16 protein-coding genes and 2 tRNA genes are annotated in these 16,246 nt (G+C 43.5%); 8 read left to right on the forward strand and 10 right to left on the reverse strand.

Features of this window, described 5'->3' with window-relative positions; translation table 11 throughout:
* Position 1 precedes the first annotated feature (1 nt).
* The 3 genes from FMM05_RS16225 (at position 2) to FMM05_RS16235 (ending at position 2,323) form a co-directional block, all read left to right on the forward strand.
* The gene (locus FMM05_RS16225; protein WP_143374451.1) at positions 2-499 is read left to right on the forward strand and encodes a DinB family protein; all 498 of its coding nucleotides are present in this window, start codon (positions 2-4) and stop codon (positions 497-499) included.
* Between the two features lie 105 nt (positions 500-604).
* Positions 605-1,210, forward strand: a complete 606-nt coding sequence (locus FMM05_RS16230) for a DUF1349 domain-containing protein (RefSeq protein WP_143374452.1) — start codon at positions 605-607, stop codon at positions 1,208-1,210.
* 30 nt (positions 1,211-1,240) lie between these two features.
* Positions 1,241-2,323: a serine hydrolase domain-containing protein gene (locus FMM05_RS16235; protein WP_185965609.1), complete on the forward strand. Its 1,083-nt coding sequence runs from the start codon at positions 1,241-1,243 to the stop codon at positions 2,321-2,323.
* A 72-nt stretch (positions 2,324-2,395) separates the two neighbouring features.
* On the opposite strand, the gene FMM05_RS16240 is transcribed toward FMM05_RS16235, so the two are convergent.
* The 10 genes from FMM05_RS16240 to FMM05_RS16285 form a co-directional block, all read right to left on the reverse strand.
* Positions 2,396-3,208, reverse strand: a complete 813-nt coding sequence (locus FMM05_RS16240) for an HAEPLYID family protein (RefSeq protein WP_143374454.1) — start codon at positions 3,206-3,208, stop codon at positions 2,396-2,398.
* A gap of 236 nt (positions 3,209-3,444) precedes the next feature.
* Positions 3,445-4,440: an aldo/keto reductase gene (locus tag FMM05_RS16245; protein WP_143374455.1), complete on the reverse strand. Its 996-nt coding sequence runs from the start codon at positions 4,438-4,440 to the stop codon at positions 3,445-3,447.
* 115 nt (positions 4,441-4,555) lie between these two features.
* On the reverse strand, positions 4,556-5,818 hold the full coding sequence (locus tag FMM05_RS16250) for an MFS transporter (protein ID WP_143374456.1): 1,263 nt from the start codon (positions 5,816-5,818) through the stop codon (positions 4,556-4,558).
* Between the two features lie 20 nt (positions 5,819-5,838).
* Positions 5,839-6,834 carry an alpha/beta fold hydrolase gene (locus tag FMM05_RS16255; RefSeq protein WP_143374457.1) on the reverse strand — a complete coding sequence of 332 codons (996 nt, stop codon included), beginning with the start codon at positions 6,832-6,834 and terminating at the stop codon, positions 5,839-5,841.
* Between the two features lie 6 nt (positions 6,835-6,840).
* Positions 6,841-7,626 (reverse strand): SDR family NAD(P)-dependent oxidoreductase, encoded by a 786-nt coding sequence (locus tag FMM05_RS16260; RefSeq protein WP_185965610.1) that lies wholly within the window; start codon positions 7,624-7,626, stop codon positions 6,841-6,843.
* A gap of 165 nt (positions 7,627-7,791) precedes the next feature.
* The gene (locus tag FMM05_RS16265) at positions 7,792-8,766 is read right to left on the reverse strand and encodes a 2-hydroxyacid dehydrogenase (RefSeq protein WP_143374459.1); all 975 of its coding nucleotides are present in this window, start codon (positions 8,764-8,766) and stop codon (positions 7,792-7,794) included.
* Between the two features lie 159 nt (positions 8,767-8,925).
* The gene (locus FMM05_RS16270) at positions 8,926-9,876 is read right to left on the reverse strand and encodes an aldo/keto reductase (protein WP_143374460.1); all 951 of its coding nucleotides are present in this window, start codon (positions 9,874-9,876) and stop codon (positions 8,926-8,928) included.
* A 5-nt stretch (positions 9,877-9,881) separates the two neighbouring features.
* A complete protein-coding gene (locus FMM05_RS16275) occupies positions 9,882-10,253 on the reverse strand; it encodes a DUF1304 domain-containing protein (RefSeq protein ID WP_143374542.1) in 372 nt (123 codons plus the stop codon).
* Between the two features lie 38 nt (positions 10,254-10,291).
* Entirely contained in the window at positions 10,292-11,332 is a 1,041-nt protein-coding gene (locus FMM05_RS16280; protein WP_143374461.1) for a Gfo/Idh/MocA family oxidoreductase, read from the reverse strand.
* Positions 11,333-11,613: 281 nt separating this feature from the next.
* Positions 11,614-12,690, reverse strand: coding sequence for an NADH:flavin oxidoreductase/NADH oxidase (locus FMM05_RS16285; protein ID WP_143374462.1), 1,077 nt, complete (start codon positions 12,688-12,690; stop codon positions 11,614-11,616).
* A 249-nt stretch (positions 12,691-12,939) separates the two neighbouring features.
* On the opposite strand from FMM05_RS16285, the gene rseP reads away from it, so the two are divergent.
* The 5 genes from rseP to FMM05_RS16310 all read left to right on the forward strand — a co-directional run bounded on the left by rseP (position 12,940) and on the right by FMM05_RS16310 (position 16,237).
* Positions 12,940-14,274 (forward strand): RIP metalloprotease RseP, encoded by a 1,335-nt coding sequence (gene rseP / locus FMM05_RS16290; protein WP_143374463.1) that lies wholly within the window; start codon positions 12,940-12,942, stop codon positions 14,272-14,274.
* Positions 14,275-14,420: 146 nt separating this feature from the next.
* Positions 14,421-14,494: transfer RNA gene (locus tag FMM05_RS16295), tRNA-Asn, on the forward strand.
* A gap of 38 nt (positions 14,495-14,532) precedes the next feature.
* Positions 14,533-14,604, forward strand: a tRNA-Arg gene (locus FMM05_RS16300).
* 631 nt (positions 14,605-15,235) lie between these two features.
* Positions 15,236-15,541, forward strand: coding sequence for a hypothetical protein (locus tag FMM05_RS16305; protein WP_143374464.1), 306 nt, complete (start codon positions 15,236-15,238; stop codon positions 15,539-15,541).
* A gap of 135 nt (positions 15,542-15,676) precedes the next feature.
* A complete protein-coding gene (locus FMM05_RS16310; RefSeq protein ID WP_143374465.1) occupies positions 15,677-16,237 on the forward strand; it encodes a hypothetical protein in 561 nt (186 codons plus the stop codon).
* The last annotated feature ends 9 nt before the right edge of the window (positions 16,238-16,246 follow it).

Below are 16,246 nucleotides of genomic sequence, written 5' to 3' on the forward strand. Positions count from 1 at the left end.
CATGTCAACAGAAAATGCAACCACAACAACGCTATTATCGCCACAGGATCTTTTAAAGCACTGGCAGGGCCACCGCGGCTTAACGCGCCGTGTAATTGAGGCTTTTCCCGAAAAAGAATTGTTTGAATATACCATAGGCGGCATGCGCACCTTTGCCCAGCTGGTTATGGAAATTATAGACCTTACCGGCCCGGGCGCCAAAGGCCTTGCCACCGACGATTGGGGCCCTAAAGATATGCCGCATATAACCGGTAACAATATGCCGGTAACCAAAGCCGAACTTTTAGAACGATGGGATGACACCACGACAGAACTGGAAACCTATTGGCCACAAATAGATGATTTTGAGAAAAGTATTATTGCTTTTGGTCAATATCCGGGAACTGCGCTAAGTATGGCCTTGTATTTTATAGATAACGAAATTCACCACCGCGGGCAGGGCTATGTGTACCTGCGTGGGTTGGGTATAGAGCCGCCATTTTTTTGGGACAGGCCATAGCCGTAACACCAAAGCCATTCTGTTTAAGGAATGGCTTTTTTTATGCGGTTGTGTGTGGCATTGTATTTCTGTTTACATTTGGGTATCCAAAACATTTATACTATTATGAAAAACATCTTACTCTCTACACTTTTTCTTATTTCAGCCTTGAGCTTTGCCCAAAATAAGGACATGCAATGGCTCAACCAACCTAAAAAATTTAGCGGCGATGCCAAAAAGCTAACCTTTACCGTAGAGCCGGGGACCGATTTTTGGCAGGTTACCCATTACGGGTTTAAGCGCGACAACGGCCCTTTTACCTATGTTGAAGCCGAAGGTGACTTTGAGGTTAGCGTTAAAGTAACCGGTGCCTATACCGAACTGTTTCACCAGGCAGGGCTAATGATACGCATTGACGAGAAGAACTGGATTAAAACCGGGATAGAATTTGTAGACGGTAAACAAAATGTAAGCGCCGTGGTTACAAGGGAGGTGTCCGACTGGTCGGTTATTACCCGTAACGACAGTCCAAAATCGGTTTGGCTAAAACTGCTCCGTAAAGGCGATTATGCCGAAATAAAATATTCGTTTGACGGTAAAAATTTTGAGATGCTGCGCCTGGCTTATTTTCCACCCAATGTAAAAGTTCAGGTGGGCATGGTAGCCGCCGCACCGGGCAAGCTGAGTTTTCCGGTAACTTTCGAGAATTTTCAGGTTAAGAAAGTAGAGTAATCCACCATGAATTTATACCCGTTTTACAGGATGAAAATTTCGCTAACAGTTGCTTTTGTACTAATGAGCATGGCTTCAATCAGTCAGGAGCTGCCAAAAATAGATGCTCTTGCAGCCGCTGAAATGAGCGCAAAAAATATCCCGGCGATTGGTATTGCGGTGATACAGGATGGAAAATTAACCCACTTGAAAACCTACGGCTACAGTGATCTTGAAAACCGTGTAAAAGCAACGGTTAATACGCCTTTTGAAGTAGCTTCAATCTCTAAAACGGTTGTTAACCTGGCTATTTTTAACCTGGTAGAATCCGGTAAAATTAAACTTGATAATGATATTAACGACTATTTACCCTTTAAGGTAAAGAACCCGCATTTGCTCAAAGAAAAAATTACGGTTGCCAGCCTGCTTAACCACCACTCCGGTATAGTTGATAATTATGCCGTTTTAGATGCAGATAATAACGGTACAAACGGAGATTCTGACATACAACTTTCTGCCTATCTCAAATCTTATTTTTCTCCAAAAGGCAAATTATACAGTCAGGAAAATTTTCAGGATAATAAAGGTTATAAATACTGCAATGTTGCCTATGCCCTGTTAGGTGTAATTATAGAAAAGGTAAGCGGTACTACTTTAGAAGACTTTAGCCAAAATAATATTTTTAAGCCCTTAAAAATGGCCAATACAAGTTGGTTTCTAAACGGGCTTAATCTTGAAACAGTTGCCAAAACATATACATCAGATAAAAACGGGAAACAGGTGTTTTTGGGCTTTAATGGTTTTCCCATTTATCCTTCGGGGCAGTTGCGTACATCCATTAAAGACTATTCAAACCTTATTCTCCAGTACTTAAATAGTAATGATAGTAAGTTTATATTTAGCTCAAATTTAGTGGATAAGATAACCCCCGAACCCGGTTACAGCCGTGAGGGCTGGTATACCTGGAATAAGGTTGCGATTGGGAATACTTTGTACTATGCCCACGAAGGTGCTAATACGGGTGTAAAAACGGTTGTACTTATGGATGTTATAAGTAAAAATGCAGTTATTATCTTTATAAATTCTGAGGCTAAGCTGGGGCCACTTTTAATGGGCATTATGGATGAGTTGTAAGCTAACCTTATAAATACTGATGCGCTTCAAATAACCAAATAACCAAATCCCCGCATCAACAATCCCCAATAATCACGGTACCCAAATCATGCGCGTCATGGCGCTTAACCCGTGTCCGTGGCCCGATGCAGGTATGCCTGCCAGCACGCCAATGCTTACATCTTTAGAAAACGCCACTTTAAATTGTGGGCGAAGCACAAACTGGGGTTTGGTGCTGCCGGCAAATTCCATATTGGTTTCCAGCCCCACAAAGTTACCGTTTTTAAACACGTAGTGCAGGTTAGCATTAACATCCATAACGGTGTCCCATTCTTTGCTTTCAAAAGTTTGTTCTATACTGGGGCCGGTATACAGTAGCGCATGGATATTAGGAGTTATACGTGTTGCGGCAATAAAGATTGGGTTGTAGCGGGTACCCTCAAACAAAGGGGCATTATGATCTAAAGCCGGTAGCGGACTAAATATCATTTCCTGTATGTAACCCACTGCCATAGAGGTTTGGTATTTTTTAGATACCATAAAAGTATACTGTGTAGCCAGTTTAATACCTTCGATACGATTGCCGGGCAAGCTGTAATCCTGATGGCCAGTAGAATGTGCATAAACCTCAAACGGAACTTCAATTTCCAGGCCCAACCGGTTGGCAACCGCAAATTCATATTCGGCAAAGCCTGAATAACTTATGTAATCTTTCTCATCGCTAACGCCAAAACCCACGTTAAGTTCGCGCTCGCCTTTGCGTGCACCCAAGTCGCGGATAAGGTCGGTATACAAGGGTTCGGCATGGTGCAGTTTCAGCGGTTGTTTTGGGGTAGCATCGGTTAACTGCGCATAGGTATTTATTGATGCGGTAATAAGCAGTAAAGTGGCAAATACATTCTTCATAATTCTATTCCTTTGCTGTCAAAACTATCAGCGCAAATAGGAAAGAATTAGGAAAAACGGGGCTTTAAGAAAACTTTGGGTTTAAATTCCGTTTAATGGTATGAGTGGCATTCCCCTCCTTTGGAGGGGTGCCCGTAGGGCGGGGTGGTTTATTTATTATATGAACCACCCCGGCTTTTAGCCACCCCTCCAAGGGAGGGGAATCTCACGATTGCTATCTAATGAGGATAATCAATTTACTTAACCAGCACCAAATCGTTAAGCAGGGCAGTTATAAAAGCATTTTCTTCTTTACTTAAAGACAGGTTTACCGCCTTTGCGTTTTGTACCGACTGCTCTGCATTACGCGCACCGGCAAGGGCAATGGTAATAGCAGGCTGCTCTATCGTCCAGCGGAGTACAAGTTGCGATAGTGTTGAATTTTTCTCCGCAGCCATGGGCCTTAGCTTGTTTAAAAATTGATTTGTGCGGGCGAGGTTCTCATCGTTAAAAAAGTACACATTCGCACGGTGGTCGCCTTCTTCAAAGGTATAGCCGGGTTTCATTTTACCCGATAACAAGCCACGCTCAAGTGGGCTATATGCCAGTATCGATTTTCCTGCATCTAAAACATATGGCACAAGTTCGGCTTCAATATCGCGCTTAACCATACTGTACGGCACCTGGTCGCTAATAATATCTACATACTGGCTTGCTTCTTTAACCTGGGCTGCGTCGTAATTGCAAACCCCGGCATGGCGCACTTTGCCGTCTTTAATAAGCTGGGCTACGGCCTCCATAGTTTCCTGTATGGGTGTGGTAACATCGGGCCAGTGAATTTGGTACAGGTCTATATAATCCGTTTTAAGGCGGCGCAGGCTGTCCTCGCATTCTTTTATGATGCTTTCTTTGCCGGCATACTTGTACACATCTATATCGTTGCCATTGTTGTCTTTACTTTTCATGGCAAGGGTGCCCTTAGCCAAATCCCAGCGCATGCCGTATTTGGTTATCAGCTGCACCTTATCGCGGCTGTAAACACTTACGGCTTCGGCAACAATTTCTTCGCTGTCGCCCTGCCCGTAAATAGGCGCAGTATCTATGGATGTAACGCCCTCATCATACGATTTTCGTATGGCATCTACCGAGTCTTTACGCTCGGTGCCGCCCCACATCCATCCGCCTGCCGCCCATGCGCCAAACGTTATTACTGATAATTCAAGATCGGTATTTCCTATTTTTCTGTATTGCATTTTTTTAATGTTTATTCGTTAATGCGGTAATTTGTTTATTTGGATGCACAACCTTCATAGGAGGGGAGGAATCCAGGGTTGCTCTTCTAATTCCCCCTTTGGGGGTTAGGGGGCCTTACTCAATCGCCTTAACCTTATTCACCAGCAACGCTATCCCTACGCCAAATATCCCTATCAGGGCGAACGACATTTTAAGCCCTACCGCATGGGCAATGTACCCAATAACAGGCGGGCCAATTAAAAAGCCTAAAAAGCTAACGCTGGACACCGCAGTAAGTGCTTTGCTTGGCTCAATACCCGGAGTTTTCCCCGCAATGCTGTACACGCCCGGCACTACGGTGCTAACACCCAGGCCCACAAACATAAAGCCAATAGCGGCAGGGATTACATACGGTAAAAATACCGCAAGGTACATACCGCCCGATATCAGCACACCGCTAACCTGTAGTACACGCTTGCGGCCAAAGCGCGCCGTAACCTTATCGCCTATAAAGCGGCCCGATGCCATCATGATCATAAAAGAGGTGTAACCCAGTACCACTAACGATTCCGGCGCTTTTACCACGTCTTTAAAATATACGCCGCTCCAGTCGAACATTATACCCTCGCTTACCATACTGCAAAAGCCAATAACACCCAGCCAAACAAGGGCAGGGTTAAGTTTGGGAAGCAGGCTGCGTTTTTTGTCGTCCTCAACGGCCTGGGGTTTGGCAGGCCTGGTTTTTACGAGCTTACGGTAGTTAAAAGCAATAACTACATACAGCAACACGGCTATTATAGCAAAATGAGTAAGTGGTTCAACTTTAAAGGGTGTCGATGCAAAGCCAAAGTATTCCATTACCGAGCTTATGTTCATCATCAGTAAACCAATAAGCGCACCGGTAAATCCGGCAAGGCTCCACGCGCCATGAAACGATGACATAATAGGCTTACGGAATATACCCTCTGTTAAGAGTCCCTGAGTGTTGACCGATATATTGGTAAAATTACTGAATATTCCAAAAAAGAACAGCGAGAGCATTAAGTGCCAACGCTCGCTGCCCAGCCCCAAAGATACCATGGCCGCGATGTACATAATAATACCCACAACCACGGTTTTGCTACTGCCATATTTTACCACGATGCGCGCCGAAAACGGCATCATGAGCAGCTGCCCGCAGGGTATAGAGAACAGCACGGTACCCAGGTCGGCTTCGCTGAGGTTCAGTGCCGACTTAATATCTGGTATCCTGCTGGCCCATGTGGCAAACGTTAGCCCCATAGAAAAATAAAACAGCGATACGGCCAGGCGCATGCGGTTAAGGTAGCTTTGTTTAGCCTCCTTATAAAGCTTGAGGGGCTTGCGTACCTTTCGGGAGAGGTTTATTTCGGTATCCATACGTACAAATATACAAAGACTTACTTTTTAAGAAACTCCTTAAGCGGCGCAATAAATTTATCATACGCCTCAATGTGTGGCAGGTGGCCTACATTATCAATTTCAACTAACGATGCATTCGGGATTTTCTTAGCCGTGTCTTTACCCAACTGCGGATAGTTACCCAGTTTTTCCTGCGCTTCTTTTGGCGCTTTGGCTTTGCCCAATGCCGTACGGTCGCGCTGCCCTATAATAAGCAGCGTCGGCATTTTAAGGTTCTGAAATTCATACACCACGGGCTGCGTAAAGATCATATCATAAGTAAGAGCAGCGTTCTTGGCAATAACCTCATAATCTTTATTCAGCGTCCACCCGGCATTAATGTTAAGCCAGCGGTCGTATTCCGGTTTCCATTTGTTGTCATAGTAAAATTTAAGCTGGTAGTCTTTCATTTTGGCATAATCCTGCTTTAGTTCGGCCTGATACCATTCGTCTACACTTTGGTAGGGCACAACGGTTTTCCAGTCCTCAAGCCCAATTGGGTTAGAAAGGATGAGTTTCTCAACCATATCCGGGTACATCAGCGCAAAGCGCGTAGCCAGCATGCCACCCATAGAATGTCCCAGCAGGTTTATTTTAGTTACCTTAAGCTCATCCAAAATCGCTTTGGTATTTTGTGCCAACAGCTGAAAACTGTATTGGATATTAGTAGGTTTAGACGATTTGCCAAAGCCTATCTGGTCGGGCATAATAACACGGTAACCATCTTTAGAAAGGTCTTTTGCGGTTTGCTCCCAATAAGCCGCATTAAAATTTTTGCCGTGCAGCAGCACAACGGTAGTGCCGTTAGGTTTTGCTGACTGTACATCCATATAGGCCATTGTGAGATCCTGACCCTGAATCTTAATGGCAATTTGCTTTACAGGAAAAGGGTAGGTAACGTTCTCGAGCATAAGGCCTGAGACTTCTAATTTTTTATCCTGTGCCATTAACGTAATGGTTGAAAGCAATAGTAGAAGTACTGATAATTTTTTCATGGTAATTTAAATTATGGTTTTTACAACCCCGCCATCGGCGCGGATCGCAGCACCATTGGTTGCCGATGCAAGCGAACTCGCAATGTACACCACAGTATTTGCAATTTCATCGGGCGATGTAAAGCGTTGCAGGATAGAGGTAGGCCTTATGTTGGTAAAGAAATCCTTTTCTGTTTCTTCTTTAGATCCGCCCTTGTTTAATCCTGTCATTTCCTCAACACCTGCCGAAAGCGTAGGGCCCGGCAGTACGCAGTTTACCGTAACGTTAGTGCCTTTGGTAAGCTCGGCCAGGCCACGGCTAACGGATAGCATCGCCGTTTTGGTAAAGCCATAGTGTATCATGTCCTCCGGAATATTGATGGCGCTTTCGCTTGATATAAAAATAATACGGCCCTCATTTTTTGCCAGCATTTTTGGAAAGTAGTGGCGCGATAATCGCACACCGCTCATAACGTTTACATCGAAGAAATTAAACCAGTCGGCATCAGTAATCTCGGCAAAGGGTTTTGGGCCAAAAATACCCACATTATTAATTAAGATGTCAACTTCAGGCAAAGCCTTCAATAAGTTATCTATGTCTTCGGTTTTGCTAAAATCGGCAGCAATACCCTGAACCTTGGCGCTGGGAACCTCTTTTTTAAGTTGTTCGAGTACCTCGTCTATAATCTGCGGTTTACGGCCGTTAATGTAAACCGTTGCGCCTTCCTGCAATAATAATTTAGCAATTGCATAGCCAATACCGGCGGTAGACCCGGTAACCAGGGCTGTTTTATCATTAAGTTGTAAGTTCATAAGTATATGTTTTTATTAGTTCCAATATTCTGCAATGCTGCCTTATCACTCCCCATGAAGTCAGAGGCAACTTATCCTATCTGTAAGGTTCTGCTGTATGTGTTGCCCCTGGCTTCAGCCAGGGGATAAATTATGCTGTGTATTGTTGGCTTTAGCCGAATATAACTACCCATATACCTCAGGATTAACACACGCCGGCAGCTTCTCGCCCTTTAAACCCGCGATGAGGTTCTTTGCAGCCAGTACCGCCATAGCATCCCTTGTTTCCTTAGTGGCCGACCCAATATGCGGCAGTACCGATACATTGGGCATATCCAGCAATGCATTGTTTTTATCCATAGGCTCCGGGTTGGTAACATCAAGCCCCGCACCCCAAATGGTGCCGCTTTCAAGCGCCTGCTTTAAATCATCCTCATCGTGTACGCCGCCACGGGCAGTGTTTACAAATATTGCATTAGGCTTCATTTTACCAAAGGCCTCTGCATTAAAAATGCCTTTAAGCTCATCGGTTAAATTAGCATGAACCGATAGTACATCGCTTTGTGCCAGCAGCTCCTCGAAACTGACCTTTTTGGTGCCCAGTTCTTTTTCGGCCTGTTCGTTATTGCCGCGGTTGTGGTAAATAACATCCATGCCATAAGCACCTTTGCAGTATTTAGCCATCTCAAAACCTATGTTACCCAAGCCCAGTATGCCTAACGTCTTGCCTTGTAAGTCCTGACCGAGCCCGACAGTAGGTTCAAAGAAATCCCAGTCGCCTTTGGCTATCCTTTTATGATGGTAAAACGCCTTGCGCGCTGTAGCTATCATGAGTAAAAAAGCAGTTTCGGCAGTGGCTTTGCTCAATACATCGGGCGTATGCCCAATGGGGATCTTAAATTTTGTAGCGGCTTTTATGTCTACATTATCATAGCCAACCGAAAATAATGATATTACCTTTAAATGGCTGCACGCTTCTAAAAAAGCGGTGTCTACCTTTCTGCGGCCGGAGAGTAAAAGGCCATCAGCTTCTTTGCTGTAGGCAATAAGTTCTTCCTGGGTAAGCTCGCGGCTTTCCTGCCATTGGGTAACGGTTATGCCCTCGGCTTCTAACAGGTCGATCCCTGCCTGGGGTATTTTACGTGTTGTAAATACTTTCATTTTATTATGTGTTCTTGGAGGTTTTTAAGGTCTTATAAATTTAACCACCCCGGCTTTCAGCCACCCCTCCAAAGGAGGGGAATGCCACTGTTGTACATTATTATGTTAAGCAGGAGAGGCAACCCTAAACTCTAAACCCGCAACTCTAAAATGCGCGGCCTACCACGCACTCTCCTGCGTTAGCAATTCAATTTCGTGGGCAGTTATGGCAAGGTCAGGTGCTTTTATAATGGCATCCAATTGTTTGATGCTGGTAGCGCTTACAATGGGCGCTGTAACCGACGGACGGTGAATTAACCATGCCAGTGCCACAGTTGCCGGTGTGGTGTTTAGCGACTTGGAAACCTCGTCTAACGCGGCAAGTATCTTAAAGCCACGGTCGTTAAAATGCTTGTCCATATCGCCGCCACGGGCACTTTTGCCCAAATCATCCTTAGTGCGGTATTTACCGGTAAGGAATCCGCTGGCAAGCGAAAAATAAGTGATCACGCCAAGGTTATTGCCCAGGCAAAGAGGCTCCAGCCCGTTCTCAAACTTTTCCCTTTCGTATAAATTATATTCCGGCTGAAAGGTTTGGTAAGCCGGCAAACTGTTTTCAGCTGAAATCTCTAACGAAGCTTTTAGCCTCTCCGGCGAAAGATTCGATGCCCCAATGTGGCGCACCTTACCCTCTTTAATTAATTGCTGGTAGGCTTCAAGGGTTTCCTCAATAGGGGTGTTTTCGTCATCAAAATGTGTTTGGTACAGGTCTATATAATCTGTTTTTAAACGCTTAAGCGAATCTTCAGCCGCTTTAAGTATGTACTCTTTTTTAAGGCCTTTTTTACCGTTGCCAAGATCGCTGCCCACTTTAGTGGCAATGATAACGCTCTCGCGGTTGTTGTTCTTTTTAAGCCAGTTGCCAATAATGGTTTCGCTCTCGCCACCCTCGTTACCGGGTTTCCAGCGGGAGTAAACATCGGCCGTATCTATAAAGTTAAAACCGGTGCCGGTAAAGGCATCCAGTATCTCAAAAGATTGTTTCTCATCTATTGTCCATCCAAAAACATTACCGCCAAAGGCTATGGGGTACACGTGTAAATCGGTAGATCCTAATTGTCTTTTTTCCATAAAAATTAAAATTTCAACCCCGATAAGATCAGGGCAATGGTTAGTAGGGCAGGCAGCGCCTGCACAAAAAATATTTTTTTAGAGGCAGTTAGCGCCCCATAGATTCCCGCTATGGCAATGCACCCTAAAAAGAAGAGCGCAATGTTATTATGCCACTTTTCATCATTAATAAAAAATGTCCAGAAAAGCCCTGCGGCTAAAAATCCGTTGTACAAACCCTGGTTGGCGGCAAGCGCCTTGGTTTTAGGGAACAACTCACGCGGAAAGTTCCTGAAAACCTTAGGGCCGCGGGTTTCCCAGGCAAACATTTCAAACCACATAATGTATAAGTGGGTTAGCCCTATAAGGGTTATTAAAATGCTTATTAAAATTTCTATAATGCTGAAGGTAAATTCTATTTCCATGCGGGGAGGTGTTATAGTTGTATAACTTGTTTTTGCTCGCTGCTGGCTATTGCCGCATCAATAATTTTCATGGTACGCAGGCCATCCTCGGCGGTAACGGGTTCAACCGTGCCTTCTGTAACCGACTTATAAATTCCATCGAAAAGATCGTAGTAATTACCTTTAAGGGTTGGGATGGTTTTCCTTACCACTTGGCCATTAATCTCGGTATTCAGGATGCCTTCCATGCCTGCGGCTTCCGTACCCCAGTCGTCCGTGTTAGGTTTGGCTCCGGTTTTAAGGGTGTCTTCCTGCACATCACCACGCATTTTAAAGAAACTGCCTTTGCGGCCCTGTAACACATAGGCAGGCAGCATCTCGCGGTTAAAGAACCCGCCATGCAGGCGTACCCTTTTATCAGGGTAGTACAGCAATATATCAATGTTATCATCTACCTGCGAATTTTCGCGCAGTGTACGGATATCTGCCCAAACCGCTTCGGGGTAGCCAAAAAGGTACAATGCCTGGTCTATTATGTGTGGGCCAAGGTCTTTTAGCACTCCGGCACCGGCGTTGGCGCCTTCTTTCCACGCTTTAGGGCTAAGGTTAGGATTATAGCGGTCGAACCTGATCTCGGCCTCTACAATATCGCCTAACAGATTTTGGTCCAGCACGATCTTAACGGTTTGAAGGTCGCTATCCCAACGGCGGTTTTGGTAAACGGTTAGCTTTAGGTTTTTGGCTTTAGCCAGGTCGCGGAGTTCCTGCGCTTCGGCAGCGGTGGTGGTAAACGCTTTTTCTACAAGGGCGTGCTTACCTGCCTCCAGCACTTTTTTGGCATATTCAAAATGGGTGTCTACGGGAGTGTTTACTACTACCAAATCAGCATCGCCGGCTAAAATCTCTTCTAAGCTGGTGTAGCTTTTTACAGTTGGATAATCATGTTGAATAAGGTGTTTGCTGCGTTCCCACGCGCCCAAAAGCTCAAAGCCCGGGTGCAGGGTTAAAAATGGGGCATGAAACACTTTGCCCGACATACCGTAAGAAAGCAGCGCTGTTTTAATTTGTTGCATTATTGTATTAATTTATTATTTGGATCAAAACTAATTAGTAGAGGTTTTTGTCCTCACCCCAGCCCTCTCCAAAGGAGAGGGAGGAGCTACACTCGATTGTTTTGAATACATCAATATTGGATTACCAAACTGTACCCGTTTACGGATCCCCTCTCCTGTGCTTCGCCAGTTCGCTGCGCTCGGGTGTAGAAGGGTTGGGGGTGAGGCCTGATTATACAAGATTTTTCCTTTCAAAATGACACACTGTGCCCTGAAAACTGTGACTGCGACTGAAAACTGTTTTACCCCTTCCTCGGGATTGCCCTTTCGTATTGCTTAGGCCATATTATTTTAGCATTAAGTTCATTGGCAAATGTTAGGGCAAGGTTAGGGTCGCGTAACGATTCTCGGGCAAAAAGCACTAAATCGGCCTGGCCGTTCTTAATAATGTCTTCGGCCTGTTGTGCATCCGTAATAAGCCCAACGGCACCGGTACAAACGCCGGCTTCTTTTTTAACGCGTTCGGCAATGGGTAGCTGATATCCGGGGCCAACCGGAATTTTTTGCCAGTATACGTTCCCGCCCGATGAGCAATCTATAATATCTACACCTTTATGTTTAAGTATCTTTGCCAGTTCAACCGATTCATCTTCGTTCCAGCCGCCCTCGGCCCAGTCGGTACCCGAAATGCGCACGAACAAAGGCAGGTCTGCAGGCCATTCGGTTTGCACGGCCTCTAATATTTCAAGCAGCAGGCGGATGCGGTTCTCAAAACTGCCGCCGTACTCATCGGTACGCTCATTGGTAAGTGGCGACAGGAACTGGTGGATAAGGTAGCCGTGTGCGGCATGCAGCTCTACCACTTTATAACCCGCATCTAAGGCACGTTTGGCGGCAGCTTTAAAGTCGGCTACTACTTTTTCAATACCGGCTTTATCCAGTTCTATAGGGGCAAATTCCTCATCGTCCTGGTAACGGATGGGGCTTGGCGCATAGGTGTGCCAGCCATTTTCTTCGAGTGTAAGCTTGCGGCCCTCCTGCCACGGCGGGGTGGTACTTGCCTTACGGCCTGCATGTGCCAGCTGTATGCCGGGAAACGCATTGTGCTGCAGTATAAAATGGGTTATCTGTTTAAATTTTTCAATATGGGCATCGCTCCAGATACCCAGGTCGCAAGGCGATATACGGCCCTCGGGCGATACAGCCGTGGCTTCCTGTATAATAAGCGATGCCCCGCCTATGGCGCGTGCCCCAAGGTGTACCAGATGCCAGTCGTTAGCAAAGCCGTCTTCGGCAGAGTACTGGCACATGGGCGATACCACAATGCGGTTCTTTAAAATAAGGCTCTTAAGCTGTAGTATAGAAAATAAGTGTGACATAGTTTGATAGTGGTTAAGGATGGGCCAAACGTTTGGCTTGCCGCCGTATAGTATTTTGGTGGAAAAATTAGTACTGAATTATCTTACGAAATAAAGTTACTAATTGTAAAGTTACCTTACAATGCTTAAATACGAAACCCAATTTTAATTATTAACAAACATTTAAACAGGTGCAACAAATTAAAATACAGTGGTAAATCAGAAAACACTATTTTTGTGCGTTTATTTATACCATACTAAAATTTAAAAATGGATACACTCATACAGATTGCCCAGTTATTATTAATGCTTTCTATACTGGTAATACTGCACGAATTTGGACACTACATAACCGCTAAGATGTTTAAGGTAAGGGTAGAAAAGTTTTACCTTTTTATGGATGCGGGCTTCTCGTTATTTAAAAAGAAAATAGGCGAAACTGAGTGGGGACTGGGATGGCTTCCGCTGGGGGGCTATGTAAAACTATCAGGGATGATAGACGAAAGCATGGATACCGACCAGATGAAAACCGACCCACAGCCGTGGGAGTTCCGCTCTAAGCCGGCATGGCAAAGGCTTATAATAATGTTAGGTGGTATTATTGTAAACATACTGCTTGCATGGCTTATTTATACTACTATGTACAGCACCTACGGTAAAAAATACATCTCGACAGAGATGATGCAAAAGGACGGACTTACCTTTGGCGAGGTAGGCCAGAAGGTAGGCTTTAAGGACGGCGACAAAGTGTTGAGCGTAGACGGTAAATACCAGCCGCGTTTTGACAGGATGCTGCTTGATATACTTTTAGGCGATGATATTGTGGTAGAACGTGGTGGCCAGAAAGTGGATATCCACCTTAGTGATGCCGATAAAAAAGAAATACTGGAAAAAGAAGGCCGAGATTTTATTCATGCTAAAGTAGATAAGTCGGTTATAGACTCTATAGCACCGGAATCTAACGCGCTAAAAGCCGGACTTAAAAAGGGCGATACCATTGTAGGTGTTAACGGTGCTAAGCTTAAATACCTGTCGCAACTTAGCGAGGCTGCCTTTAAAAACAAAGAAAAGCACATAACCCTTAACCTTATAAGGGGTAATAAAGCTGTTGATGTACCGGTTAATGTTAATAAAGAAGGTATTATTGGGCTTGTACAGCGCTCTACCGATACTACCAACTATGTGGTAACAGAACATTACAACTTTTTTAGTGCCATGCCAAAGGCTATGGAAGAGTCGTATAACCAAATTGTATACAATGTAAAACAATTTAAGCTTATCCTGCGCCCCTCTACAGGCGCGTACAAGCAGGTAACAAGCGTAGTGGGAATAGCGTCAAAATTACCCACAACGTGGAACTGGGAGTTCTTCTGGACGTTTACAGCCCTGTTTTCTGTAGGCCTTGCCTTTATGAACATCCTGCCAATACCGGGTTTAGATGGCGGCCATGCTATATTTACCATTGCAGAGATGGTTACAGGCCGAAAATTAAGCGATAAAGCAGCCGGTGTTGTGCAAACCGTTGGTATGGTTATATTGCTTACGCTCATGGCGTTAGTTTTTGGTAAAGACATCTACCAAATCATAGAGCGAAAATTCTTTTAAATTTTTGCATTTTTTGTTTGCGATAATTAAAAATCGTTATATATTTGCACCGCAATAAAGGCAACATATTATGCCTTGCGAAAGTTCTTTAAAACAAAAGGTATGTATACTGGCAATAGCCACAAAATGCCATAACATATACAGTTTCCTCCTTAGCTCAGTTGGTTAGAGCATCTGACTGTTAATCAGAGGGTCCTTGGTTCGAGCCCAAGAGGGGGAGCTTTTAAAGGCTATCAGAAATGATGGCCTTTTTTATTAGGCTTCGTAGTTCAACGGATAGAATGGGAGTTTCCTAAACTTTTGATCCAAGTTCGATTCTTGGCGAGGCTACAAAACCGGAAAGGAGTGAGAAATCATCTTTTTTCCGGTTTTTTTTATTTTAACCTATTGCCATTTAAGGTATTTATACATTCGGACGTAACCTACACCTATATTCTCAGGATCGTTAACTATTATGCAACTGTATTATAAAATTGGGGTCGATGCCATAACTAAGATAAGGAACTTTGACGATTATATGTGGAAGTCCAAAACGTTAATCACAATATCTTTTTGGATGGGAGTCGTTTTTATGGTGTTTATGGCAATATTTGAACATGATGTTTTAGGCTTTAGTTTTCATACATTAAATTTAGATAATTACATTGCAAAGCCATGGTGTGATTTATTCGAAAGTATTTCACTTTTTTCTATGCCGTTTATTTTAATCAATTATTTTTTAATTTTTTATAAAAAAACATATGATGTATTACTTAAAAATATGAATTTAAGAATGGCAGGTATATTCTAAATTTCCTTTTATGTTGTATGGGATTACCCCTCTTATGTTTATTGCTTTTATTTATTAAAAACATTATGTAATTGCGGTATGAACCACTCTTAATGGAGTGGCTTTTTGTTTTTATCCTGCTTATTCCTTAATAATAGATTACGAATATATTGGCCTTATATAATTTGACCTATGAAAGCACTATCTATCTTATCAGAACTACAATTTTTAGAGAGTGCCAAAAAAGCATTCGGCTTTCCTATATTGAATAAAGTGCGTACATCTTTTTGGATTGCCGGTGATACAAAAACAACCCCATGCCAGATTGAAACAGGCAATATTCAAATTGAATTTGAAAATAAGGATGTAGTTAGTATATCGATAGTACCACGTGATTTTTTAGAAGGTAAAATAAATGTAGGTGTAAATTTTAAAATAGAGACCTATCCTACAGCAATTGCTATCGGAACGATACTGGAAATTCAAAAGATTCTATAATGGTAATATGAGCAGTACAGTAATGCGCTGCTTTTTTTTGTTTATATTCGTTTGCTAAAACAATCATGATACGCTTGCCACAACAGATACCAAGATTGGCAGTGGGCCCAGAACAATACATTTAACCAATAAAATATGAGCCAAAAAGCTGTTTGCACAATCGGATTATCATTCTTCTTTGTGAGTTATATCATGTTCTCGCAGGGTTCTAAATTAGCCTATTTTCAGGAACCGATAGATTTTGCACACTGGTTCAATTTAATAGGGGCAGTATTGCTTTTTTCTTTCAATAGGATATTTCCAAAAAACAAACTTTGCACTGTAGCATCTTTTTTAACCACATTAGGTATCATTGCCCATGTGGGCCTTTGCACTATCGACTTTATAATGTGGAGCTTTGGTGATGACGATGTAGCCAGGGAAGCACTAAGTGAACATATAAGTAATACGCCTGCAATTTTATTTCCCTTTATCATTGTTGGGCCATCGCTACTTTTTGTAGGGTTAGCGCTGCACGCATTTAACTTTATTAAAAGCAATACTATAAGCGCTTTAATGGTTATTGTGGGAGCGCCTGCAATAGGATACTCATTTTTTATATTAAAAAACGGTACTTACATGGTGTTAAGCTGTGCACTATTTGTAGCGGGATTGTTTTTGCTTCTTTATAATAAGGAAAAAACAGTAACTGTATAAAAACCAGTT

This window comes from Flavobacterium zepuense, assembly GCF_007097145.1.
Taxonomy (GTDB): domain Bacteria; phylum Bacteroidota; class Bacteroidia; order Flavobacteriales; family Flavobacteriaceae; genus Flavobacterium; species Flavobacterium zepuense.

What these genes read in the sequence shown, in the direction of transcription:
- FMM05_RS16265 (WP_143374459.1), bottom strand. Translation starts at nt 8,766, where the DNA reads ATGAAAGTATTTACAACACGTAAAATACCCCAGGCAGGGATCGACCTG.
- FMM05_RS16225 (WP_143374451.1), top strand. Translation starts at nt 2, where the DNA reads ATGTCAACAGAAAATGCAACCACAACAACGCTATTATCGCCACAGGAT.
- FMM05_RS16280 (WP_143374461.1), bottom strand. Translation starts at nt 11,332, where the DNA reads ATGCAACAAATTAAAACAGCGCTGCTTTCTTACGGTATGTCGGGCAAA.
- FMM05_RS16240 (WP_143374454.1), bottom strand. Translation starts at nt 3,208, where the DNA reads ATGAAGAATGTATTTGCCACTTTACTGCTTATTACCGCATCAATAAAT.
- FMM05_RS16230 (WP_143374452.1), top strand. Translation starts at nt 605, where the DNA reads ATGAAAAACATCTTACTCTCTACACTTTTTCTTATTTCAGCCTTGAGC.
- rseP (WP_143374463.1), top strand. Translation starts at nt 12,940, where the DNA reads ATGGATACACTCATACAGATTGCCCAGTTATTATTAATGCTTTCTATA.
- FMM05_RS16235 (WP_185965609.1), top strand. Translation starts at nt 1,241, where the DNA reads ATGAAAATTTCGCTAACAGTTGCTTTTGTACTAATGAGCATGGCTTCA.
- FMM05_RS16250 (WP_143374456.1), bottom strand. Translation starts at nt 5,818, where the DNA reads ATGGATACCGAAATAAACCTCTCCCGAAAGGTACGCAAGCCCCTCAAG.
- FMM05_RS16255 (WP_143374457.1), bottom strand. Translation starts at nt 6,834, where the DNA reads ATGAAAAAATTATCAGTACTTCTACTATTGCTTTCAACCATTACGTTA.
- FMM05_RS16285 (WP_143374462.1), bottom strand. Translation starts at nt 12,690, where the DNA reads ATGTCACACTTATTTTCTATACTACAGCTTAAGAGCCTTATTTTAAAG.
- FMM05_RS16245 (WP_143374455.1), bottom strand. Translation starts at nt 4,440, where the DNA reads ATGCAATACAGAAAAATAGGAAATACCGATCTTGAATTATCAGTAATA.
- FMM05_RS16270 (WP_143374460.1), bottom strand. Translation starts at nt 9,876, where the DNA reads ATGGAAAAAAGACAATTAGGATCTACCGATTTACACGTGTACCCCATA.
- FMM05_RS16260 (WP_185965610.1), bottom strand. Translation starts at nt 7,626, where the DNA reads ATGAACTTACAACTTAATGATAAAACAGCCCTGGTTACCGGGTCTACC.
- FMM05_RS16305 (WP_143374464.1), top strand. Translation starts at nt 15,236, where the DNA reads ATGAAAGCACTATCTATCTTATCAGAACTACAATTTTTAGAGAGTGCC.
- FMM05_RS16310 (WP_143374465.1), top strand. Translation starts at nt 15,677, where the DNA reads ATGAGCCAAAAAGCTGTTTGCACAATCGGATTATCATTCTTCTTTGTG.